Below are 18,931 nucleotides of genomic sequence, written 5' to 3'. Positions count from 1 at the left end.
TAGCGAGAATTTGGTCGCCTCCACCGAGGTTCGAGACACCTCGTGATAGTCGGCTGAATCACAGTATAGATGAGATATGTGATCACACCCACCCATTTTTATACTTCTTTTTGGAAGAAAAGAACGGGGCTACAAAATGGTGAAGCGCAGCCCCGAGGGGCTGCGATTTCCCGAAAAATGAGGAGAGCCGCCTGACTACAGGGGCTTAGTGATCCACCGTTTCAACGCAACGACTGTCAGCGGGAAGCAAAGTGGATGATTCCTACACTGCGCTGGAGCTCCGCCAGCGCAGCGTTGCGCTTCGGGCACAGCACCGAGAAACAGTGCTGCCATGTGGCTGCTGCCGCGCCCGCGATCCGCCCGCGAAGCTGGGGAGCGACCTCCAGGAAATCCTCGATCCACTCCTGGATCAGCCGGTCGTCGTTTTCGATCCCCGGAATGAACCCTGCCGAGTTGCCGTAGCAGGTGAACCTGACGATCCCGTCGGTCGGCACAACACCCGGCTGCGGATTGATGATGGCGTCAAACTTCTTGCCGACAGTGGAAACGAAGGACCAGTCCGCTAAGTCCGGCAAGCCCTCGATGTTGGTGGCTATGGTAAACGTCGTGCTGCCCGGGGTTTCAGCAGCCCGGAGCGCCTCACGCTTCCATTCAGGCAGGTCCTCGCAGACGCCGGCCACCAGCGGGGCCGGCACCGCCATCACCACGTGCCGGGCCAAAAGCAGTTCTGGTCCGCCGTCGCTGGTGGCACGCTATTCCGGAGTCTCTCCCCTGAGGCAGCGGACGAACTCATCCACGGCGGGGGAACGGCCAAAAGCACGGGCCACGTGAAGCTCAGTCTGCGGCCTGTTCACAAACCGGCGCGTGGTGACGCCCGGCATCTGGAATCGCTGTACCGACTCAGGGAGGACTGAGACCCCCAGTCCGGCGGCGACAAGGCCGAGGACGGTTTCCTGATGGATGGCTTGCTGGACGACGACGGGCGGGGTGGGGAGGGACTCGAAGAGCCGGAGCACCCTCGCCACGAACCCGGGCATCAGCCGGTAGGGAAACAGGATCATTGGCTCCCCTTCGAGGTCCTCGGGGCGGACCTCCTTCGCCGCCGCCAAACGGTGTGTTTCCGGCAGGACCACCACCAGGTCTTCCGTACTCAGCAGTTCGAGGTTCAGCCCGGGCACGTCTCCCGGATCCCGGATCAGTCCCAGGTCGAGGTTTCCGTCCAGCAACTGCTCAATCTGCTCTCCGCTAGTAAGCGGGTGCAGCACGAGGTCAATGCGGGGGCGCCGCTGGCGGAAGGCCCGGATGGCTTCGGGCACGGTGGTGTAGCTCGCGGAACTGACGAACCCGACCCTGATCTTGCCGCTCTTGCCGGCAGCGACGTCGGCAACATCTCCGGCGGCGTCGTCGAGGTCCGCCACGGCGGACTGGATGCGGTCCTTGAACGCCTGGCCGGCCGCCGTCAGCGTCACGCGGCGGGTGGTGCGGTCGAAGAGCTGGACACCAAGCTCGCGTTCGAGGCCCTTGACGGCGACGGTCAGCGGCGGCTGGGTGATGTGCAGGCGTTCTGCCGCCCGGCCGAAATGTAACTCGTCTGCGACAACGAGGAAGTACCGAAGCTGCCGGAGTTCCATGGGATTCTTTCGATTGACGCTAATAATTACTAGTCAAATGATATTGGACTCGATGCATTTACGGGTGAGTTACTGGATGAGAAGAGGGCACCCGCCAAGGTGCCACACCGCATCAAAGGAGCCATCCATGGAATCGACCGAATACGCCGTCGTCGGCGCAGGGCTGTCTGGAGCTGCCACTGCCTGGCATCTCGCCGCCCGCGGGCACGACGTTGCCCTGCTCGAACGTTCAACCCCCGCGAACGATGCCGGCAGCTCCCATGGATCTGCCCGGATCTTCCGCTATGCCTATCCCGAGGAGTTCTACACCGGCCTGGTCCAGGAAGCGAAGGCAGGGTGGGACGAGCTGGCCCGCCTGAGCGGCAAGCAACTCATCACCCCTACTGGCGCCGTGGACTACGGCCAGGTCCGCCAGCCGGAACGCCTGGCCGCCATCCTCGCCGAGCGCGGCATCGACCACGAGCTTCTGAGCGCCCAAGCAGCCCGGGAGCGCTGGCCCCAGATCGCCTTCGACACCCAGGTCCTGTGGCACCCCGACGCCGGCGTGATCGACGCGCACGAATCCGTTGCTTCCATGGTGGACCAAGCGGTGGCACACGGAGCGCAGCTCCATAACAACTGGGCCGTAGCCTCCATCAAGGCAGCCAACGGCGGTTACGTGCTGACCTCCGAGGACGGCCGCCCAATCCACGCCGCCAACGTGATCGTCGCAGCCGGCGGCTGGCTTCCCCAGCTCCTGGGTTCGCTGTCCCTGCCTTCCACGTTCCTGTCGGCCATTCCGCAGATCCAGGTGCGCCAGGAACAGGCCTACCATTTCCCCTACGCCGATCGGCCGGACAAGGCAGTATCGCCGTGGCCCACCTTCATCCACAAGCGCGCAGGCTGGCAGGCCTACGGCCTTCCCGGTGGCCGCGACGCCGATTTCCGCGGCCAGAAGGTGGCCGAGTACAACGGTGGCAAGATCCTGCCGTCCGCAGCGGACCAGGACGGCCGGATCGACCCCGCGAACCGTCGTCGGGTCATCGAATACGTCGAGCAGTACATGCCGGGACTCATTCCGGAACCGTATGCCGAGACCACCTGCCTGTTCACGAACACTCCCACCGAGGACTTCATCATTGACCGCGTCGACGGCATCACCATCCTCTCGCCCTGCTCGGGCCATGGTGCCAAGTTTGCACCGTTGATCGGCCAGCTTGCCGCTGGCTTGGCCACCGGCACGGCCTCCGTTCCGGACCAGTTCCGGCTCGCAGCCCAGGCCGGACACGCAGCGCTTGGGGCCCACGCATGACCCCCGCCACCGAAACCTTGACCCCCGGTCCGGCCGCAACCGTCACAGGCCTCTTGGCTGAGATCGCCGGCACCGGTACGGATCAGCTCAGGGGCGGCTACACCCGTCCGGTGTATTCCACCGCAGAGCTTGACCTGCGCAACTGGTTCATCGAACAGGCCACCAAGCGGGGCCTGAGCGTCGAAACCGACCTCAACGGAGCAATCTGGGCATGGTGGGATGTACGCGGCGGAGACCGCAGCAGCAGTCTCGTGACCGGCAGCCACCTCGATTCGGTGCCCGGCGGCGGCGCTTTTGATGGCCCTCTGGGCGTAGCGTCGGCCCTGGTGGCCGTGGACATCCTCAAATCCCGGATCTCCACACCCACCCGGCCACTGGCCGTGGTGGTCTTTCCGGAAGAAGAAGGCTCACGGTTCGGCGTCGCCTGCCTGGGCTCCCGCCTCATGACCGGCGCGATCGACCCCGACAAGGCCCGGAACCTCCGCGACCAAGACGGTTCCACATTCGCCGACGTGGCCCAGGCCAACGGCCTGGACCCGCGTTTCATCGGCCGGGACGAGAAACTTCTGGGCCAGATCGGCGCCTTCGTTGAACTCCATGTTGAACAAGGCCGCGGCCTGATCGACCTGAACCAGCCCATAGCCATTGCTTCATCGATCCTCGGACACGGACGTTGGCGCCTGAGCGTCCATGGTCAAGGCAACCACGCCGGAACAACGCTGATGGCCGACCGGCACGACCCGATGGTTTCGGCCTCAAGGATGGTGGTGGCCATCCGCGACATTGCCCGAAGCCAGGCCCCGGCGCGGGCGACTGTCGGACGGCTGCAGCCGGTGCCTGGGGGGACCAATGTCATCGCCTCGCGTGTTGACTTCTGGCTGGATGTCCGGCACCCCGACGACGCCGTGACAGCCGCCGTGGTGGAAGCCATCCATGCCCAGGCCCGGCTGATTGCCGCCGAGGAAGGCTGCACCGTAGAGCTCCGCGAGGAATCGCTGAGCCCCACCGTTCACTTCGATCCCGCCCTGCAGAAGGAGCTTCAGCTGGCCCTCCCGCAGGCACCCATCCTGGACACCGGAGCCGGACACGACGCCGGCGTCCTCTCGCCCTATGTCCCAACGGCCATGGTCTTCGTTCGGAACCCGAGTGGCGTGTCCCACTCCCCCGAAGAACACGTGGTCGACGAGGACGCTGAAACCGGCGCACAAACGCTCGCAGATGCCCTTCACGGACTGATGGCCTAACTCCATACGAACGCCCAAAAGCACCCGCACCGATCCGTTCGGTGCGGGTGCTTTCCTGTGGCTTTGAGGCTGACCCTCATGTTCCCCTTCGTGGCTGGCGAACTTCGTGCCTAGGAAGAATCCTTCCCATTGTGGGCGTCGTTAGCCCGCGTCATTCTCTATATGTGGCCTTAGCCAACACTCCACGAAAAGGAATGAGCTTTACATGTCTACCCCAGTCGGCTTCACAAGCAATGGACTCCGTATTGCCGGACTGTTCTTCACCCCCGAGCGTGACACAGGCGATCGCCTACCGGCGGTCGTCATCGGCCACCCGGGAGGCGGAGTAAAGGAGCAGACCGCGAGCATTTACGCACAGCGCCTCGCCGACAAGGGTTACGCCGCCCTCGTCTTCGACGCCGCCTACCAGGGCGAGAGCGAAGGTTTGCCCCGCGGCCTGGAAGACCCCTACCAGCGCAGCGAGGACGTCAAGTCCGCCGTCACCTACCTGACCACCCGCGACGACGTTGATCCGGAGCGAATCGGAGCCCTGGGGATCTGCGCATCGGGTGGGTACGTTCCCTTCGCCGCACAAACCGACACCCGGATCAAAGCTGTCGGCACGGTCAGCGCCTTCGACGCCGGCGACGCAGTCCGCAACGGGCTCGATGGCGCACAGACCCCCGCCGGCCTGCATCAGATCCTCGACCTGTCGACCGCGCTGCGGACCGCTGAGGTCAACGGTGCCGACCCGGCCTACGCGCCGATCGTGCCGGAGTCCCTCGAGGAAGGTGGGGAGGGCTACGAGTACCACCGCACTCCCCGTGGCCAGCACCCCGCTCGGACAACAGGCAGCTGGTGCGCAGCATCGACCGGCTCGTCCAGTTCGACGCCTTCCGCTTCATGGGGATGATCGCGCCCCGCCCCGTGCTGATGATCGCCGGGACCGAGGCCTTCAGCCGGCCCTACAGCGAAAAGGCCGTCGAGAAAGCGAGCGGTCCGAGCGAGCTGTTCCTGATCGAGGGTGCCACCCACATGTCGCTGTACGATCAGGACCAGCACGTGACACCGGCTGTCGAGAAGCTCGATGACTTCTTCGGCAAGGCCCTGGCCGTCTGACACCCGGGCCACAGTCAAATCAACAGTCGGCGTCGCTCCGGGGACCAGTCCCGGACGCGACGCCCTCCACAAGGCGGTGAGTGATGTGACCGTGAAAAACCCACACCTGGAAGAGTTGGGGCAGTTCCTGAAGGCGCGGCGTGCCGACCTCACTCCCGAAGACCTTGGGCTGACCGCGCCCCACGCGGCCATCCGTCGTGTCTCCGGGCTCCGGCGGGAAGAAGTCGCCCAGAGTGTGGCGATCAGTCACGACTATTACACGCGAATCGAACAGGGACGACTTGCCCCATCGGCACCGTCCTCGAAGCCATCGCCGACGCCCTGCACCTCACACCGGACCAGCGCGCCTACGTCGAAGGACTCGCCCAGCAAGCTGACCGGCGCACCCCTCCCCGGCGCCAGTCCAAACCGGTGGGACCGCAGATCCAGCGTCTCCTCGATCAGCTGACCGATACGCCGGCGTTCGTGGTGGGTAAATATCTCGACATCCTCGCCTGGAACGGCTTGGCCGCGGCGCTACTGGCCGACGTCGACAAGTTGCCTCCACGCGAGCGGAACTACGTCCGCATGATGTTCACAGACCCGCGGATGAAGAACCTCTACGAGGACTGGGAATCCATGGCCCGCACCAGTGTGGCCATCCTGCGCATGCAAGCCCTCGACAACCCCCATGACCCCCGGCTGTCGGCCTTGGTCGGGGAACTATCCCTCGCGAATCCCCAATTCCGTCAGTGGTGGGGGGCCCGCCACGTCACCCGCCCGGAGTTCCGCACCAAAACCATCCGTCATCCTGAGCTTGGGGACCTCACCGTCAACTGGGACTCATTCCAAACCACCGGAGACCCTGACCAGCAACTCGTTCTATGGACAGCCGAGCCAGGCTCCGCCGCCCACGGCAAGATACGCATCCTTGCCTCATGGATTCTCTCCCGGACTCACCCAACGGCGGCGGAGCGAAACTACTAACACGGGGCAACGCAAAGGCGGTTGGATCCTTGGAAGGATCCAACCGCCTTTTGTTTGACAAGTGCCTGTGGATCAGCTGGCGGCAGCAGCCTTCACATCGGCTGCGGTGCCCGGCAGGCCATTGTCTTCGAGCGCCTTCTTGAGGGATCCGTCTTCACGCATCTTCTCGACGATCTGGTTGACGGCGTCCCGCAAAGTGGTCTTGCCCTTGTTCACCAGGACGGCGGTTTGTGCCGCGCCTACGGAAGCCTGGATCCTCTCGTCGGGCTTGAGTTCGGCGACCTTCAGCTTGTTGTCATTGTTGTTCTTGACCAACTGCAGCGCAGCACCGTACGTCATCACGCCGGCGCCGGCCCGGCCGGACTTCACGTCCTGGTAGACAGCGTCCTCCGTGGCGTAGAGCTTGACCTTGTCTGTGCCCAGGGTCTTCTGGAGGTCCCCGACCCACAGGTATCCCTGCGGGGTACCCACCGTGCCGCCGGACACGCCGTCGATGGTGTCGGCGCCGTCAGACGTCAGCAGGGCCATTTTGTCCAGGTACACGGGCTCACTGACGGCGAACTGCTGTCCGCGCTCTTCATTGATGTACCAGTTACCGGCCGTCAGGTCGACGCTGCCGTTCTTTACGGACTCAATGATGGCGGTGAAGCTGGACGTCTTGGCATCGGGCTCGAGGCACAGGTCCTTGGCCACCCTCTTGAGGACTTCGCCGTCGACGCCGGAGAGCGAGCCGCCCTTCATGGACACGTACGGCGGGTACTCGGCGACGGCCATGGTGAGCTTGCCCTTGGTGGCGGTCTCGACGCCGGACACCACCGGCTTACAGTCGGACGATACTGCGGTGGGGGTACTTGGGGTGCCGCAGGCTGCCAGCGGCAGGGCCGCTGCGAACATTACGGCGGTGATCTTGAACTTACGCATGGGGATACTCCTGGAGATATGAGGGGGTTAGTGTGCGGTTTTGCTGTGGATGGCGTCTACGAAGCGGGATACAACGATGGACAGCGCGGCGTAGATCAATCCGGCAAGGATAAAGACGCTCAGGAATTCGAAAGTCACCGAACCGATCTGGTAGGCGCTGTTCAGCAATTCCGGAAGTGCGATCGCATAGCCAAGGCTCGTGGCCTGGAACACTATGACGCTGTAGGACATGAGGGGAGGCACAATCGCCCGGAGGGCCTGTGGAAGAACGATGTATCGGGCCTCATCAGTCCAGTTGAGTCCCAGGCTTTGGGCGGCCTCGATGTGGCCGCGGGGAACGCTGAGGAGTCCGGCACGGAAGATCTCGCTGGTGTACGCCCCGGTATTGAAGGCAATAGCCACCACAGCCGCGGCAAACGACTCAAGGACGATACCGCCGTCGGGCAGTCCGAAGTAGACGACGTAAAGAACGACCAGCAGCGGAATGCCGCGACCGAGCTCGACGATGAGGATGGTCGCCTGGCGCAGGATGCGGGTACGGGAGATCATTCCGAAGGCGAACAGGAGGCCAAGAGGAAGGCCCAGCAGGAGGCTGAGGCCGGTGACGGCCAGGCTGGTCTGGAGGCCGGTGAGGAGGCCCGGCAGCCATTGGATCCATTGCTCAAACATGGTTACACCGCGCTTCTGGTTCGAATGAAGGTGTCAGCTTTGCGGGCAAGAACAGCCATGGGGACGCTGACGACCATGTAGACCACACCGGCGGCCAGGAAGATCGGGAGGCCCGGGTTGCCCTGCTGGTTCAGGGTCAGCGCCCGGAACGCGATGTCACTGACACCGATGACGGAAGCGACTGCCGAGTCCTTGAGCAGCCCCACCGCATAAGACGCCGACGGCGGCAGCGCCACCCCAATGCCCTGGGGTGCGATGACGCGCCAGAACGTATCACCTTTTGAAAGGCCAAGGGCTCCGGCTCCCTCCCACTGCCCGCCGGCAACAGCCTGGATGCCAGCACGGTAGTTTTCCGCAAGGTACGCGGTGGAGACTGCACCCAGCGCCAGGCAGGCTGCCAAGAGCGGCGGGAGGGTGACGTAGCGCCCGAGCCCGTAGAAAAGTACCAACATCCAGGCAATGGGTGGAATGCCTCGAACAACTTCGATGTAGGCCGTGGCCAGCCAGCGCAACGGCGCAATGTCTGAGAGCCTGGCCAATGCGAGCGGGACGGCACAAAATGCACCGATCAGGAAGGATCCAAAGGTGATGATCACCGTTGTACCCAGGCCCTGGAGAAGGAAGGGGATTGCCTCGATCACCGTTCCAGCACCGCCTCGAGGAACTTCTTGGTCCGGGCCTCGCGGGGTGCCCCGAAAACCTGTTCGGGAGCTCCTTGCTCCACGATCCGCCCGTCGGCCATGAAGACTGTGCGGTCCGAGACCCTACGGGCGAAGGACATCTCGTGAGTCACCACAAGCATCGTCATGCCGGTTGCCGCGAGTTCCTGCATGACCGCCAGCACTTCCCCGCCCAATTCGGGATCGAGGGCGGATGTAGGTTCATCAAAGAGCATGATCTCGGGGTCCAACGCGAGTGCTCGGGCGATCGCAATGCGCTGCTGTTGCCCGCCGCTGCACTTGCTCGGGCGGGCGTCCGCCTTGTCTCCAAGGCCCACGCGCGTCAGTAATTCCATGGCCCGTTCCTCGGCTTCCTTGCGGGAACGTCCCAGGACCCGCTCCTGCGGAAGTGCCACATTGCGGAGCACACTGATGTGCGGGAAGAGGTTGAAGGACTGGAAAACCATCCCCACCTGACGGCGCAAGTTCATCAGCTCGTTCCGCGTCGGCTTGGAAGCGATCTTCACGGTGGGCTTTCCGTCGATCAGCAGATCACCGCTCGATGGCGTCTCCAGGTAGTTCACGCAACGCAACAGTGTGCTCTTGCCGGCGCCGCTAGGACCGATGAACGCCACGACTTCACCGGCGTTGACGTCCAGGGATATATCGGACAGGACGGTATTCCCGTTGAATTCCTTGTGGATGTCCTTCGGCTGAAGCTGCGGAGCCTTCTGCGCGTCGGTGGTGCCGGCCGCACCCTCGGTGCGTTTTTGTTGATTGTCGATCACTGGGTACTCATCCTCCAGATGGGCGCCGGGAGGCGCTGGTGCCGGCGGGCTTTCACCCGCCGACTGATGGTCTTTAGCCCTGGCGTTCAGTGCCGGGAAGATCGGCCTCCGGGGAACGGTGGTCGAGTGTGGTTGGTGTCACACCTAAAATGTAATCTGTGATCACATATCAGGTCAATGGTTTGGTGTAACGGGTTTGTAAATTCGTTCCAACCATGCCGCCCCAGCCCGCAGAGGAAGCACATGACTGTCCAGCACACCGCCCGCATCGTCCTGCCGCAGGAGCTGCCACCAGCCCCTTGGGCCAACCGCGCCGGCTACACGAAAGAAATCAGTATCAGCACCAAGAGCGGCCCCGAGCACTCTTCGGACATGCGCTCCGTGGGCTACGAGTGGCGGCTGAGTCTGGCCGAACTGACCCGGGAGGCGGATTTTTCGTTGCTTCCCGGGATCGACCGGGTCTTTACGCTCGCAAGCTACGGACCGTTGAAAATGACCGTGGACGACCTGGACTGCACTCTGCGCCTGGGTCAGCAGGTTGAGTTCACAGGCGAAGCAGCCGTGGCGATCGAACTCGATAGGGCGGCGCCCCAGCTTGGCTTGAATCTCATGACCCGCCGTGGCTCCAGCACCGGATCGACGGGCGTCGAGCGGCTTGACGGGAACGTGGTGCTGGATCCGCGGACCGGCATTGTTGCGGTAACCGTCCTTGAAGGCACGGCCGCACTATCTGATGGCAGGAAACTGGCGGACCTGGCAACGCTGGTCCTGGGCGCACAATCCGAGGAGCTTGAAGCCGAAGGGTGCCTTATGGCTATCGCAAGGGTTCGCGCGGTGTAGTAGCCAGGTCCGCCGACGGATCTTAGTCCGCCTCAGGTCCCGTGCAGTAGACGCAGCCGTCCACTTCCGGCCAAGGCCGCCCCCGCAGACATCGTCGTCGTTAGGCAGTGCCGTGGGCGCAATGTCCCCGCCCCGCTGCGGGACGGGCCGCCACCGGCTTCCTGGCCTGCCGCTGTGCAAGCCATCATCCAAGCGAAGCCGTGGGCAGGACAGAGCTAAGCACGGAATTGGCACCGTTCTCAAACCCGGGAACGTCTGTAATGGTCAGTAGCCGGCCCGAGGCCAGCTGGCAGGCTGGTCCCGGAGAGTGGGGCGTGACTCAGGGTATATCCGACCCGCGTATGCGGTGTCTTGAAAATGACTCGTCCGCACCGTTCCCCGGGCACCGGCCTGCCCGCCCCGGATGACCTGATCAGAAGACTGTCCGCCTCTGGTGTGACCCGTTACAGATGCGTCTCCGATGCAACCCACGCAGGTCCTGCCCACCTGTCCGGTTCAATAGAAGGAGAACACACGATGGCAATTATCGCCGAGGAATTTGAGTTCGTTGTTGGAGTCGATACCCACGCCCGCACACACACTTTCACGGCCATTCATGCCTCCACAGGCGCAGTGGTCGATACCGCGGCCTTCCCCGCCACCTCATCGGGGATGGACCGCGCGATCACCTGGATCCGACGACGCACCGGTGGGCAGAGGGTCTTCGCTGCCGTCGAGGGCACGTCCTCCTACGGAGCCCGGCTCACCCAGGCCCTACTTGCAGCTGGCATCGACGTAGGCGAGGTCAGGCCACCCACCCGCTCATCGCGGGCCCTCACCGGTAAGTCGGATCCCATCGACGCCGAAGCCGCGGCCCGTTCAGTCTTGGGACGACCGCGCGACCAGGTGACAGAACCCCGCGCGGCAGGGACCAGAGCCGCGATCAGGATACTGCTGGCCTCCCGGTCCCTACTCGATCATCAACGCACCGCCAATCGCAACGCCCTCACGGCTCTGCTCCGCGGCATAGACCTCGGAATCGACGCCCGAGCATCCCTGCGGGACGCACAGATCACCGCCATCGCAGCATGGCGGACTTTAAACGGCGTCGACCCCGTGATCCGCATCGCTCGTACCGAGGCCAAACGCCTCGCCTTGGCAGTGAAGGACCTCACCGCCAGACTCGCTGAAAATCACAAGGAATTGGCCCAACTCACCGAAGAATTGGCTCCGGGGCTTCAATCCGTCCCCGGAGTCGGGCCCGTAACAGGAGCGATCATCATCTGCGCCTACTCTCACCACGGTCGTATCCGCTCAGAGGCTGCCTTCGCCGCACTCGGCGGCGTCGCCCCGCGCCCGGCGTCCTCAGGCAACACAACCCGGCACCGGCTCAACCGATCTGGAGACCGCCAACTCAACCGCGCCTTCGACGTCATCGTCCGCACCCGCATGAGTTTCGACACCGAAACCAAGAACTACGTGGCACGCAGCAGGGCAATTGGAAAATCAAACCGTGAGATCCGCCGGAACCTCAAACGCTACGTCTGCCGCTCCATCTTTCGGCAGCTCCAAACCATCATGGCTTGACACAACCCATAGAAGAGTCATTTTCATGCGATCCAAAATACCTATTGTGTGATTTGTGATCACAAGCTAATGTGGTCTAAACAACACTCGGAAGAGAGTTGGGCCACATTAACTGCCCGGGCCCCCGCATCCAGGGAATGGCCGGCAGCCGGGAACCGCGGTCCACCGCGGCGACTTTTAGGAAGTGCACCTATGCCGAACAGACTTCTCCTGCATGTCGCAGAGAATAAGAAACTTGAAGCCATTGCCACGCGCAACCGGCTGACCCGCCCCATTGTGGACCGGTATGTTGCGGGACGCGGGCTGGTAGAGGCCTGGTCTGCCACGAAGGCCCTCAACCGGGCTGGTATCGATGTCAGCCTGGATCTTTTGGGCGAATCGGTCCACCAGTTAGCGCAATCAAAAGCAGCCACCCAGGAGTACCAGGGCGCCATCGAGAACATCCAGGGCCATGCTCCTGGCTCGACCGTCTCGGTGAAGCTTTCGCAACTGGGCATCATGATCGACCCCCAGGAATGTGCGAACAACCTGAAGACCCTCCTCAACGCCGCGGCCACTCACGGGGCAACCGTGGAGGTCGATATGGAACACAGTTCGGTTGGCCGGGAGACTCTTGCCATCTACAAGAGCATCCTGCCGGACCACCCGAACACGCGGGTCGCGATTCAGGCGAACATGCGCCAAACGCCCGAGGATCTTTTGTCCTTTACAGACATCAAGCCCCGGATCCGTCTTGTCAAAGGCGCCTTTGACGAATCCTCGTCCGCTGCACTGTGCGCTGCGGACGAGGTCACCGAGCAGTACAAGTATCTTTCCCGCTGGGCGCTTCAGCACCTCCCCGACCCGGCCTTCGGAACCCACGACGACACCTGCATCGACGTCGTCAAGGAAACCGCAGCCGAGCTTGGACTGGGCAAGCGGGACTTCGAATTCCAGATGCTGTACGGAGTCCGGAGGAAGTTGCAGGATGAGTTGGTCCGCGACGGATACCGCGTCCGCGTGTACCTCCCCTACGGAACGCAGTGGTACCCGTACCTGATGCGCCGCATGGCGGAGAAACCAGCCAACCTGCTGCTCTTCCTTCGCTCCCTCATCGGAGGCTAACCGTATTGGCGTAAGCTGGGATGTGATCAAATATCACGTCTACCGCAGTCCAGCTAGAAACGGAGATCTCCATGAGCCTTCAAATGACCGGTCCAGTCACCCCCACGCTGGTGGCAGACCAGGTGTATGAGGTCCTGGAGAAAGCCGTCCTGACTGGCACTTTGGAATCCGGGTCGCCCCTTAGGGTCCGCGACCTGGCGGCCATGGTAGGCACCAGCGTCATGCCCGTCCGGGAGGCCATCCGCCGGCTGGAAGAAGCAGGATTGGCCACCCGCATCCCCCACAAAGGTGCGGTGGTCAGGACGTTCACTGCCACTGAACTGATCCACATCTACGACGTACGGACCATCCTCGAGGTGCAAGCTGCGACACAGGGAGCCCCCCATGTCAGCCGAAGTGGCCTGCGGGAGATGGAGGCCTCCTGCGGCAGGATGCGGAAGGCCGTTGCGGAAGGCCGCATCATCGACGCCCTGGATTTGGACGAGGATGTGCTCCGGACCCTGTACCGGGCTTCGGGCAATCCCGTCCTCGTCAGCACCATCGAACAACTTTGGCTCCAGTGCCGGCCCTACAAGGTGATCGGCGCAACGGAAGCCCTTGCCAAGAACGACAACACGCTCTGGACTCCGCAACCAGCTTTGGTCCAGGCACTACTCGACGGCGACACCGCCGCCGCCACCACTATCACCGCGGACTCCCTGGCCAGCGCGCTGCGCCGGCTGGAGCTGCGGCTCGAAACCCAATAACCAACCCGCGACCCCCAAGGTCCGGGAACGTCCAAAAGGAGAAACCCAGATAATGTCCACCCAATCTGTCAGCGTTACTGGAAACTTCAAGGTCCCCACGCCCTACAACGAGCCGTCGCGGGAATTCCGTCCCGGCTCACCGGAGGCGGCCTCGGTCAAGAAGATGATCGCCGAGGTCACATCCAGCGTCCGCGACCTGCCCCACGTCATCAACGGGGTACGCTCCATGACCGGCGAGCTGCGCAACGTCACAGCTCCCCACCGCCACTCCCAGGTATTGGGCCGCATCCCCACTGCCGATGAGTCAGTAACCCAGTCGGCGATCGACGCAGCCCTGGCCGCCCAGCACGACTGGTCACGGACTCCCTGGTGGGAAAGGGCCGCAATCTTCCTGCGCGCCGGAAACCTGGCCGCCGGCAAGTACCGGGACGAACTGGTAGCCACCACCATGCTGGGGCAGTCCAAGACGTTCCACCAGGCAGAGATCGACGCCGCCAGCGAAGTAGCGGACTTCTTCCGCTTCAACGCCCACCTCGCCCAGCAGATCTTCGCTGATCAGCCCGAGTCCTTGCAGGGCGAAGGCAACTCGCTGGACCAGCGCGGCCTGGAAGGCTTCGTCCTGGCTATCACGCCGTTCAACTTCACCGCCATTGCCAGCAACCTTCCCACCACTGCCGCACTCATGGGAAACACCGTTGTCTGGAAGCCCTCCGAGAAGGCGGCCCTCAGCAATGACGTCCTCATGCGGATGTTCGAGGAAGCCGGCCTTCCGCCAGGTGTGATCAACCTCGTCCACGGCTCGGGCCGTGCGATCTCCGACCAGGCGATGAGCCACCCGGACTTTGCGGGCCTGAGCTTCACGGGTTCCACGGACGTGTTCCGCAGCCTCTGGAAAAAAGCCGGAGACAACATCGACCAGTACCGTTCCTTCCCCCGCCTGGTGGGCGAAACGGGCGGCAAGAACGCTGTGGTGGCACACCCGACCGCCGACGCCGATGCCCTGCGCGCCGCCCTGATCCGGAGTGGCTTCGAGTACTCGGGCCAGAAGTGCTCCGCGGCATCACGCACGTACATCCCGCGCAGCATCTGGACCCAGATCAAGGACGAACTCGTCGAGACCGTCAAGTCGCTCCGCGTGGGCGATGTGGCCGAGCACGAGACGTTCCTCGGAGCAGTCATCGATGAGACGTCGCTGCGCAAGATCGAGGCTGCCCTCGAGAAGGCCAAGGCCCTCCCGAGCCACACCCTCCTGGCCGGCGGCAGCGTCCACGCCGAAGAGGGCTGGTTCGTTGAGCCCACGATCTTCGAGACCACCGATCCGCACGCCTTCACCATGAGCGAGGAGTTCTTCGGTCCCATCCTGACGGTCTACGTCTACGAGGACAACGAGTGGGAGTCCGTCCTGGACCTGGTGGACCAGACGAGCAACTATGCCCTGACCCTGTCCATCTTTGCCAATGACCGTCGGGCCGTCTCGTTTGCCCTGGACAAGCTCCGCAACGCCTCGGGCATGACGTACATCAATGACAAGCCCACCGGCGCCCTCATGGGACAGGTCGCCTTTGGCGGTGGCCGCGGCTCCGGCACCAATGACAAGGCCGGTTCCCGCCTGGCCCTGCAGAGGTGGCTCAGCGGCCGCTTCATCCACGAGAACTTCTCGCCGTCGTCGGAATGGCGGCAGCCGTACCTCGCCCAGTAAAACCCGGACCCCGCAACCTCGGGTCCCAGTAGCCGGCTGGGTGCGCACCCGCGCACTTAGCCTCCAACCGCCGTCGGCTCCCTCGCAACGGTCCAACGGCTACACAGCAGCCGCCGCCTGACCATGCTCAGGCGGCGGCTGCTGTCCTCTCCGGCCTTCCAAACAACCTCGGAAGTTTTCCCATGAAGAAACGAACCATCCCCCGCAAAGCGACTCCAGAAAATCAGACCGCGCCGGCCGTCTCCACGAAACGGCGGGATGACCGCGGTACGGCGATGTCCATCCTGCTCCTGTTCGCCCGGCACCGGAGCCTCAGCGCAGAGCAAATCGCCAGCCTCCTCCGCCTTCCGGCATCAACGGTCTACCGGCACCTGCAGACCTTGCTGCAGGCAGGATTCGTGGTGGAAAGCCGAATCCTCGGCCGGTACTCGGCGGGCCCCGAGGTCATACGGCTGGCGGACAACTACCGCCAGGAGGCTCTAGCCCAAGGCGAGGTTAGGCAAAGGCTCGAGCAATTGTCGCGCGAGACGGGCGAACTGGCCGCCTACCTTGTGCAAAGCAGCCGGGACGCTCTTTGTGTTGAATCCGTCGAAAGCGCGCATATCCTCAGTTGCAGCTACGCCGCCGGACGCTCCCGGCCCCTCCTGAACGGCGCCAGTGCACGGGCAATCCTTGCCTTCTTGCCGGAGGAGGAACGAGACGAGGTCCTGGCTGGCCATTTCCTGGCCGGCGATGAGTTGCTGAGCATCCGCAACGATCTGGAGGCCATCAGGGATTGCGGGTACGCGACCAGTTCGGGTGCCTTGGCACCGGGCATCTGGGGAGTCAGCGCCCCTGTCTTCAGCGAGGCGGGCACCCTTGCCGGAGTAGTTACCACCATGGTGCCGCTGGAACGTGCGGACACAGACGACGCCCGTGGCTGGTTCATCGCCTCCACGCGCGAGGCCGCGGCGGAGCTGAGCCACGCGGGCATCCCCGCCTGAGGCGGCTGACCGCTCCTTGTCAATGTTCGACGACGGCGGTCACCGATCTCAGAGGAATAAAGGCAAAACCGGCCCGGCCACCTTAGGATCGATTCCATGCCAGGAAAAAAAGCTGACGCCGCTCCAAAGCCGGAGATCACCAAGGGCCTGCAGGGGTCCGGATCGTCGTCGTCCTTTTCGATCACGCCCACCCTCGTAGCGGATCAAGTGTACGAGGCACTGCGCACAGCCATCCTCACCGGCGAGTTGGCTGGCGGTTCGCCCCTGCGGGTCCGGGACGTCGCGGCGATGGTCGGCACCAGCGTCATGCCTGTCCGTGAAGCAATCCGCAGGCTCGAGGAAACAGGACTTGCAACCCGTGTTGCCGCACACCGCGGTGCGGTCGTCCGGGAATTCACCGTCGGCGAACTGATTCATATCTACGAAGTGCGGGCCACCCTGGAAGTCGAAGCGGCCCGCCGCGGTGCTGCCAAGGTTACTGACAAGGACGTCGCCCGCATGGAGGCCGCGTGCGTCCGCATGCAAAAGGCCGTCAAGGAGGGCCGCGTGTGGGATGCGCTGGATGATGACGAAGACCTGCTGCGCACCTTGTACTCGGCAGGCGGCAACCCTGTGCTGATGGACGTCATAGATAACCTCTGGCTGCAGTGCCGCCCGTATAAGGTCATTGGTGCCACAGAAGCAATCGAGCAAAACGACGCAAGTCTCTGGACGCCCCAGCCTGCCATCCTCGAGGCGGCCCGCGCCCGTGACGTGAAGGAAGCCACGAGGCTCACCAAGCAGTCCCTGGCCGGTGCCCGCCAGCGCCTCGAGAAACGTCTCGTAACACGCTAGCTTGGGCACTGGACGGGCGTGGGGCGACAACCACCGGTCAGCCAAACAGGGCACGCGTGTGGTCGTTGAGGAACATTCCCCGGGGGTCGAACTCGCGGCGTATCTGGATGAAAGTTTCCAGTTCCGGGTAGAGGCGTTCCAGGCGGCTCCTGGTCATGAAATGGATCTTTCCCCAGTGGGCGCCGCTCGAACTCCTGCAGGACAGCATCGGCCTCCCGGAAGAACTGCCAGTAGTCCGTCCCCGGTTCAGTGGTCAGGGTGATGACAGTACTGTCGCGTCCTTGGAATTGTGACATGTAACCTTCATCGGCCTTCATCCAGCGGACCTCCACAGGGTATTTCTGCTCGGGATACTTGGTGCGGATCAGGTCCTGGACGGCCTCAACGGCGGCCAGCCCGTCCTCGCTCCGAACGAACCGGGGAGGTCCAGGAGTTCGCATGAACCGTCGTCCGGGCACCAGAGGAACGAGTAATGCCGGTTCGCGTCGATATCGGACTGCCACGTTGCGCGGGTCTCAGCCCACGTGGGGTATGTGATTTGTTCCTGCAGGTAGTAGCGGTCCTCCACGGCCAGCTCCACGGCGGGCACCGGCGCATCGCCTTCATTAACGCCACAATCCCGGCCCCGGCCAAGGACGGACGGCTCCAGGGGTACAAGGAAGCGCTGGAGTTTCGACTACCCGGCTGGAATCACAGGCCCGACTGGCGACGGTGGTGTCGACGACGCTGCAACGGCGGGGCGACACGGAGGCGTGATCCTGCAGATCGTGCAAGGCTTGTCCCATGGATCTGGAGGTGTCGCCCGCGCTAACAATTCCCGCGTCGGAACTTCGCTGGCGGTTTTCGCGATCGTCGGGGCCTGGTGGTCAGCACATCAACACCTCGGACAGCCGCGTCGAACTTTCATGGAACATCGGCGCGTCAGCGGCACTTTCGGACGGCCAGCGGCTGACGCTGGTCACGCGTCTCGGAAAGCGTCTCATCGCAGGGGTGATCACGCTGAGCGCCTCCGAGCGCCGCTCCCAGCTTCGCAATCGGGAGGAAGCCCTGAGCAAACTCGCCGACCTGTTGGCAGAGGCTCTTGCTCCGGAGGCTCCTCACCGCCGGGCGACCAAGCCCACCCGAGGCTCCCAGCGTCGCCGGCTCGCCGCCAAGGAACAGCGGGCGGCGACTAAACGGCAGCGACGGCGGCCATCCGCAGAGTAGGTTGCCGAGCGCTCCGTCAGGAAGCCCCCTTACAGTAAGTAGGGTGAGCAACAGAATCAGCACGTACGAGGCATGGCACCGCCTGCTTGACGGCAACGAGCGTTTCGTCACGGGAGACTCGCTGCACCCGAACCAGAGCGCCTCCCGACGCAGCGAGCTGGTGAATGCCCAAAATCCGTTCGCAGTCATCTTTGGCTGCGCGGACTCCCGTCTCGCCGCGGAGATCATCTTCGACGTCGGCCTCGGCGACGTCTTCGTGGTGCGCACAGCCGGGCACGTGATCGACGACGCCGTTCTCGGCTCGCTCGAGTACGCGGTCTCGGTCCTGCACGTCCCGCTGATCGTAGTCCTCGGACATGACAATTGCGGCGCCGTCACAGCCGCGAAAGAAGCCGTGGAAACCGGGGAGGAACCCCAGGGCCACATCCGCGACCTGGTTGAACGGATCACACCGTCGGTCCTGAGGGCGCTGCGTGAGGACAAGACGGACGTCGACGACATGGTCGTCGAACACGTCAAGCAGACCGTGCGCCGGCTGCTGGACAGTTCACGAATGATTTTCGACGTCGTGGACAATTACTCCACCGCGGTGGTCGGCGTCGCATACCGGCTCGAAGAGGGCCGGGCGCAGCTCGTCTCCACAGCCGGCGTCCTCTAAAGCTAGTGAGGGCCGCACCTCCTGTGGC

At 63.6% G+C, this 18,931-nt stretch carries 22 protein-coding genes and 1 pseudogene; 15 read left to right on the top strand and 8 right to left on the bottom strand.

All coding sequences use genetic code 11. The features are described 5' to 3' along the window. Nucleotides 1-236: 236 nt before the first annotated feature. Together J7I92_RS11880 and J7I92_RS11875 are read right to left on the bottom strand one after the other, a co-directional pair. Nucleotides 237-719, bottom strand: a complete 483-nt coding sequence (locus J7I92_RS11880; protein WP_214840705.1) for a hypothetical protein — start codon at nt 717-719, stop codon at nt 237-239. 33 nt (nt 720-752) lie between these two features. Next, nucleotides 753-1,631, bottom strand: coding sequence for a LysR family transcriptional regulator (locus J7I92_RS11875; RefSeq protein ID WP_214840703.1), 879 nt, complete (start codon nt 1,629-1,631; stop codon nt 753-755). Nucleotides 1,632-1,758: 127 nt separating this feature from the next. On the opposite strand from J7I92_RS11875, the gene J7I92_RS11870 reads away from it, so the two are divergent. The 6 genes from J7I92_RS11870 to J7I92_RS23875 all read left to right on the top strand — a co-directional run bounded on the left by J7I92_RS11870 (nt 1,759) and on the right by J7I92_RS23875 (nt 6,230). Then, nucleotides 1,759-2,922 carry an FAD-dependent oxidoreductase gene (locus J7I92_RS11870; RefSeq protein ID WP_214840702.1) on the top strand — a complete coding sequence of 388 codons (1,164 nt, stop codon included), beginning with the start codon at nt 1,759-1,761 and terminating at the stop codon, nt 2,920-2,922. After that, nucleotides 2,919-4,166, top strand: a complete 1,248-nt coding sequence (locus J7I92_RS11865; protein WP_214840699.1) for an allantoate amidohydrolase — start codon at nt 2,919-2,921, stop codon at nt 4,164-4,166. Before J7I92_RS11870 ends, J7I92_RS11865 begins: the two co-directional genes overlap by 4 nt. Before the next feature lie 205 nt (nt 4,167-4,371). Continuing rightward, nucleotides 4,372-5,058: an alpha/beta hydrolase gene (locus J7I92_RS11860; RefSeq protein ID WP_214840698.1), complete on the top strand. Its 687-nt coding sequence runs from the start codon at nt 4,372-4,374 to the stop codon at nt 5,056-5,058. After that, nucleotides 5,004-5,264: an alpha/beta hydrolase gene (locus tag J7I92_RS11855; protein ID WP_214840696.1), complete on the top strand. Its 261-nt coding sequence runs from the start codon at nt 5,004-5,006 to the stop codon at nt 5,262-5,264. Before J7I92_RS11860 ends, J7I92_RS11855 begins: the two co-directional genes overlap by 55 nt. A gap of 91 nt (nt 5,265-5,355) precedes the next feature. Then, the gene (locus J7I92_RS23880; RefSeq protein WP_311380293.1) at nt 5,356-5,712 is read left to right on the top strand and encodes a helix-turn-helix transcriptional regulator; all 357 of its coding nucleotides are present in this window, start codon (nt 5,356-5,358) and stop codon (nt 5,710-5,712) included. Then, on the top strand, nt 5,676-6,230 hold the full coding sequence (locus J7I92_RS23875) for a hypothetical protein (protein ID WP_311380292.1): 555 nt from the start codon (nt 5,676-5,678) through the stop codon (nt 6,228-6,230). The genes J7I92_RS23880 and J7I92_RS23875 overlap by 37 nt, the downstream gene beginning before the upstream one ends. A gap of 72 nt (nt 6,231-6,302) precedes the next feature. Here the strand turns inward: J7I92_RS23875 and J7I92_RS11845 are convergent, their stop codons facing one another. The 4 genes from J7I92_RS11845 to J7I92_RS11830 are packed head-to-tail and all read right to left on the bottom strand — an operon-like array spanning nt 6,303 to nt 9,267. After that, complete coding sequence (locus tag J7I92_RS11845) at nt 6,303-7,151, bottom strand: ABC transporter substrate-binding protein (RefSeq protein WP_214840694.1); 849 nt, start codon at nt 7,149-7,151, stop codon at nt 6,303-6,305. Between the two features lie 27 nt (nt 7,152-7,178). Continuing rightward, the gene (locus J7I92_RS11840; protein ID WP_214840692.1) at nt 7,179-7,820 is read right to left on the bottom strand and encodes an amino acid ABC transporter permease; all 642 of its coding nucleotides are present in this window, start codon (nt 7,818-7,820) and stop codon (nt 7,179-7,181) included. A gap of 2 nt (nt 7,821-7,822) precedes the next feature. After that, complete coding sequence (locus tag J7I92_RS11835) at nt 7,823-8,461, bottom strand: amino acid ABC transporter permease (protein ID WP_214840690.1); 639 nt, start codon at nt 8,459-8,461, stop codon at nt 7,823-7,825. Beyond that, the gene (locus tag J7I92_RS11830) at nt 8,458-9,267 is read right to left on the bottom strand and encodes an amino acid ABC transporter ATP-binding protein (RefSeq protein WP_311380291.1); all 810 of its coding nucleotides are present in this window, start codon (nt 9,265-9,267) and stop codon (nt 8,458-8,460) included. Before J7I92_RS11830 ends, J7I92_RS11835 begins: the two co-directional genes overlap by 4 nt. A 243-nt stretch (nt 9,268-9,510) precedes the next feature. Between J7I92_RS11830 and J7I92_RS11825 the strand changes: the two genes are divergently transcribed. The 7 genes from J7I92_RS11825 (at nt 9,511) to J7I92_RS11795 (ending at nt 17,039) form a co-directional block, all read left to right on the top strand. After that, nucleotides 9,511-10,107 carry a HutD family protein gene (locus tag J7I92_RS11825; RefSeq protein ID WP_214840688.1) on the top strand — a complete coding sequence of 199 codons (597 nt, stop codon included), beginning with the start codon at nt 9,511-9,513 and terminating at the stop codon, nt 10,105-10,107. Between the two features lie 516 nt (nt 10,108-10,623). Further along, entirely contained in the window at nt 10,624-11,673 is a 1,050-nt protein-coding gene (locus J7I92_RS11820; RefSeq protein ID WP_214840686.1) for an IS110 family transposase, read from the top strand. A 192-nt stretch (nt 11,674-11,865) separates the two neighbouring features. Further along, the gene (locus J7I92_RS11815; RefSeq protein WP_214840684.1) at nt 11,866-12,777 is read left to right on the top strand and encodes a proline dehydrogenase family protein; all 912 of its coding nucleotides are present in this window, start codon (nt 11,866-11,868) and stop codon (nt 12,775-12,777) included. Nucleotides 12,778-12,848: 71 nt separating this feature from the next. Continuing rightward, entirely contained in the window at nt 12,849-13,523 is a 675-nt protein-coding gene (locus J7I92_RS11810) for a GntR family transcriptional regulator (RefSeq protein WP_214840682.1), read from the top strand. A gap of 52 nt (nt 13,524-13,575) precedes the next feature. Then, nucleotides 13,576-15,222 (top strand): L-glutamate gamma-semialdehyde dehydrogenase, encoded by a 1,647-nt coding sequence (gene pruA, locus J7I92_RS11805; protein ID WP_214840680.1) that lies wholly within the window; start codon nt 13,576-13,578, stop codon nt 15,220-15,222. A 182-nt stretch (nt 15,223-15,404) separates the two neighbouring features. Beyond that, nucleotides 15,405-16,205 carry an IclR family transcriptional regulator gene (locus tag J7I92_RS11800; protein ID WP_214840678.1) on the top strand — a complete coding sequence of 267 codons (801 nt, stop codon included), beginning with the start codon at nt 15,405-15,407 and terminating at the stop codon, nt 16,203-16,205. 96 nt (nt 16,206-16,301) lie between these two features. Continuing rightward, nucleotides 16,302-17,039: a GntR family transcriptional regulator gene (locus J7I92_RS11795; protein WP_214840676.1), complete on the top strand. Its 738-nt coding sequence runs from the start codon at nt 16,302-16,304 to the stop codon at nt 17,037-17,039. A gap of 37 nt (nt 17,040-17,076) precedes the next feature. Here the strand turns inward: J7I92_RS11795 and J7I92_RS11790 are convergent. Both J7I92_RS11790 and J7I92_RS23870 read right to left on the bottom strand, forming a co-directional pair. Further along, nucleotides 17,077-17,479 (bottom strand): annotated as a pseudogene (locus tag J7I92_RS11790) (D-arabinono-1,4-lactone oxidase). Then, the gene (locus tag J7I92_RS23870) at nt 17,404-17,628 is read right to left on the bottom strand and encodes a hypothetical protein (RefSeq protein WP_251039849.1); all 225 of its coding nucleotides are present in this window, start codon (nt 17,626-17,628) and stop codon (nt 17,404-17,406) included. Before J7I92_RS23870 ends, J7I92_RS11790 begins: the two are co-directional and overlap by 76 nt. 194 nt (nt 17,629-17,822) lie before the next feature. Between J7I92_RS23870 and arfB the strand changes: the two genes are divergently transcribed. Together arfB and J7I92_RS11780 are read left to right on the top strand one after the other, a co-directional pair. Further along, nucleotides 17,823-18,245 carry an alternative ribosome rescue aminoacyl-tRNA hydrolase ArfB gene (arfB, locus tag J7I92_RS11785; protein WP_214840674.1) on the top strand — a complete coding sequence of 141 codons (423 nt, stop codon included), beginning with the start codon at nt 17,823-17,825 and terminating at the stop codon, nt 18,243-18,245. A 43-nt stretch (nt 18,246-18,288) separates the two neighbouring features. After that, nucleotides 18,289-18,903: a carbonic anhydrase gene (locus tag J7I92_RS11780; protein WP_214840672.1), complete on the top strand. Its 615-nt coding sequence runs from the start codon at nt 18,289-18,291 to the stop codon at nt 18,901-18,903. Nucleotides 18,904-18,931: the final 28 nt, after the last annotated feature.

This window comes from Arthrobacter sp. ISL-72 (genome assembly GCF_018613755.1).
In the GTDB taxonomy this organism is placed as follows: Bacteria; Actinomycetota; Actinomycetes; order Actinomycetales; family Micrococcaceae; genus Arthrobacter.
This window is presented reverse-complemented; position numbering and strand designations above follow the sequence as displayed.

What these genes read in the sequence shown, in the direction of transcription:
- J7I92_RS11875 (WP_214840703.1), bottom strand. Translation starts at nt 1,631, where the DNA reads ATGGAACTCCGGCAGCTTCGGTACTTCCTCGTTGTCGCAGACGAGTTA.
- J7I92_RS11870 (WP_214840702.1), top strand. Translation starts at nt 1,759, where the DNA reads ATGGAATCGACCGAATACGCCGTCGTCGGCGCAGGGCTGTCTGGAGCT.
- J7I92_RS11865 (WP_214840699.1), top strand. Translation starts at nt 2,919, where the DNA reads ATGACCCCCGCCACCGAAACCTTGACCCCCGGTCCGGCCGCAACCGTC.
- J7I92_RS11860 (WP_214840698.1), top strand. Translation starts at nt 4,372, where the DNA reads ATGTCTACCCCAGTCGGCTTCACAAGCAATGGACTCCGTATTGCCGGA.
- J7I92_RS11845 (WP_214840694.1), bottom strand. Translation starts at nt 7,151, where the DNA reads ATGCGTAAGTTCAAGATCACCGCCGTAATGTTCGCAGCGGCCCTGCCG.
- J7I92_RS11840 (WP_214840692.1), bottom strand. Translation starts at nt 7,820, where the DNA reads ATGTTTGAGCAATGGATCCAATGGCTGCCGGGCCTCCTCACCGGCCTC.
- J7I92_RS11825 (WP_214840688.1), top strand. Translation starts at nt 9,511, where the DNA reads ATGACTGTCCAGCACACCGCCCGCATCGTCCTGCCGCAGGAGCTGCCA.
- J7I92_RS11820 (WP_214840686.1), top strand. Translation starts at nt 10,624, where the DNA reads ATGGCAATTATCGCCGAGGAATTTGAGTTCGTTGTTGGAGTCGATACC.
- J7I92_RS11815 (WP_214840684.1), top strand. Translation starts at nt 11,866, where the DNA reads ATGCCGAACAGACTTCTCCTGCATGTCGCAGAGAATAAGAAACTTGAA.
- J7I92_RS11810 (WP_214840682.1), top strand. Translation starts at nt 12,849, where the DNA reads ATGAGCCTTCAAATGACCGGTCCAGTCACCCCCACGCTGGTGGCAGAC.
- pruA (WP_214840680.1), top strand. Translation starts at nt 13,576, where the DNA reads ATGTCCACCCAATCTGTCAGCGTTACTGGAAACTTCAAGGTCCCCACG.
- J7I92_RS11800 (WP_214840678.1), top strand. Translation starts at nt 15,405, where the DNA reads ATGAAGAAACGAACCATCCCCCGCAAAGCGACTCCAGAAAATCAGACC.
- J7I92_RS11795 (WP_214840676.1), top strand. Translation starts at nt 16,302, where the DNA reads ATGCCAGGAAAAAAAGCTGACGCCGCTCCAAAGCCGGAGATCACCAAG.
- arfB (WP_214840674.1), top strand. Translation starts at nt 17,823, where the DNA reads ATGGATCTGGAGGTGTCGCCCGCGCTAACAATTCCCGCGTCGGAACTT.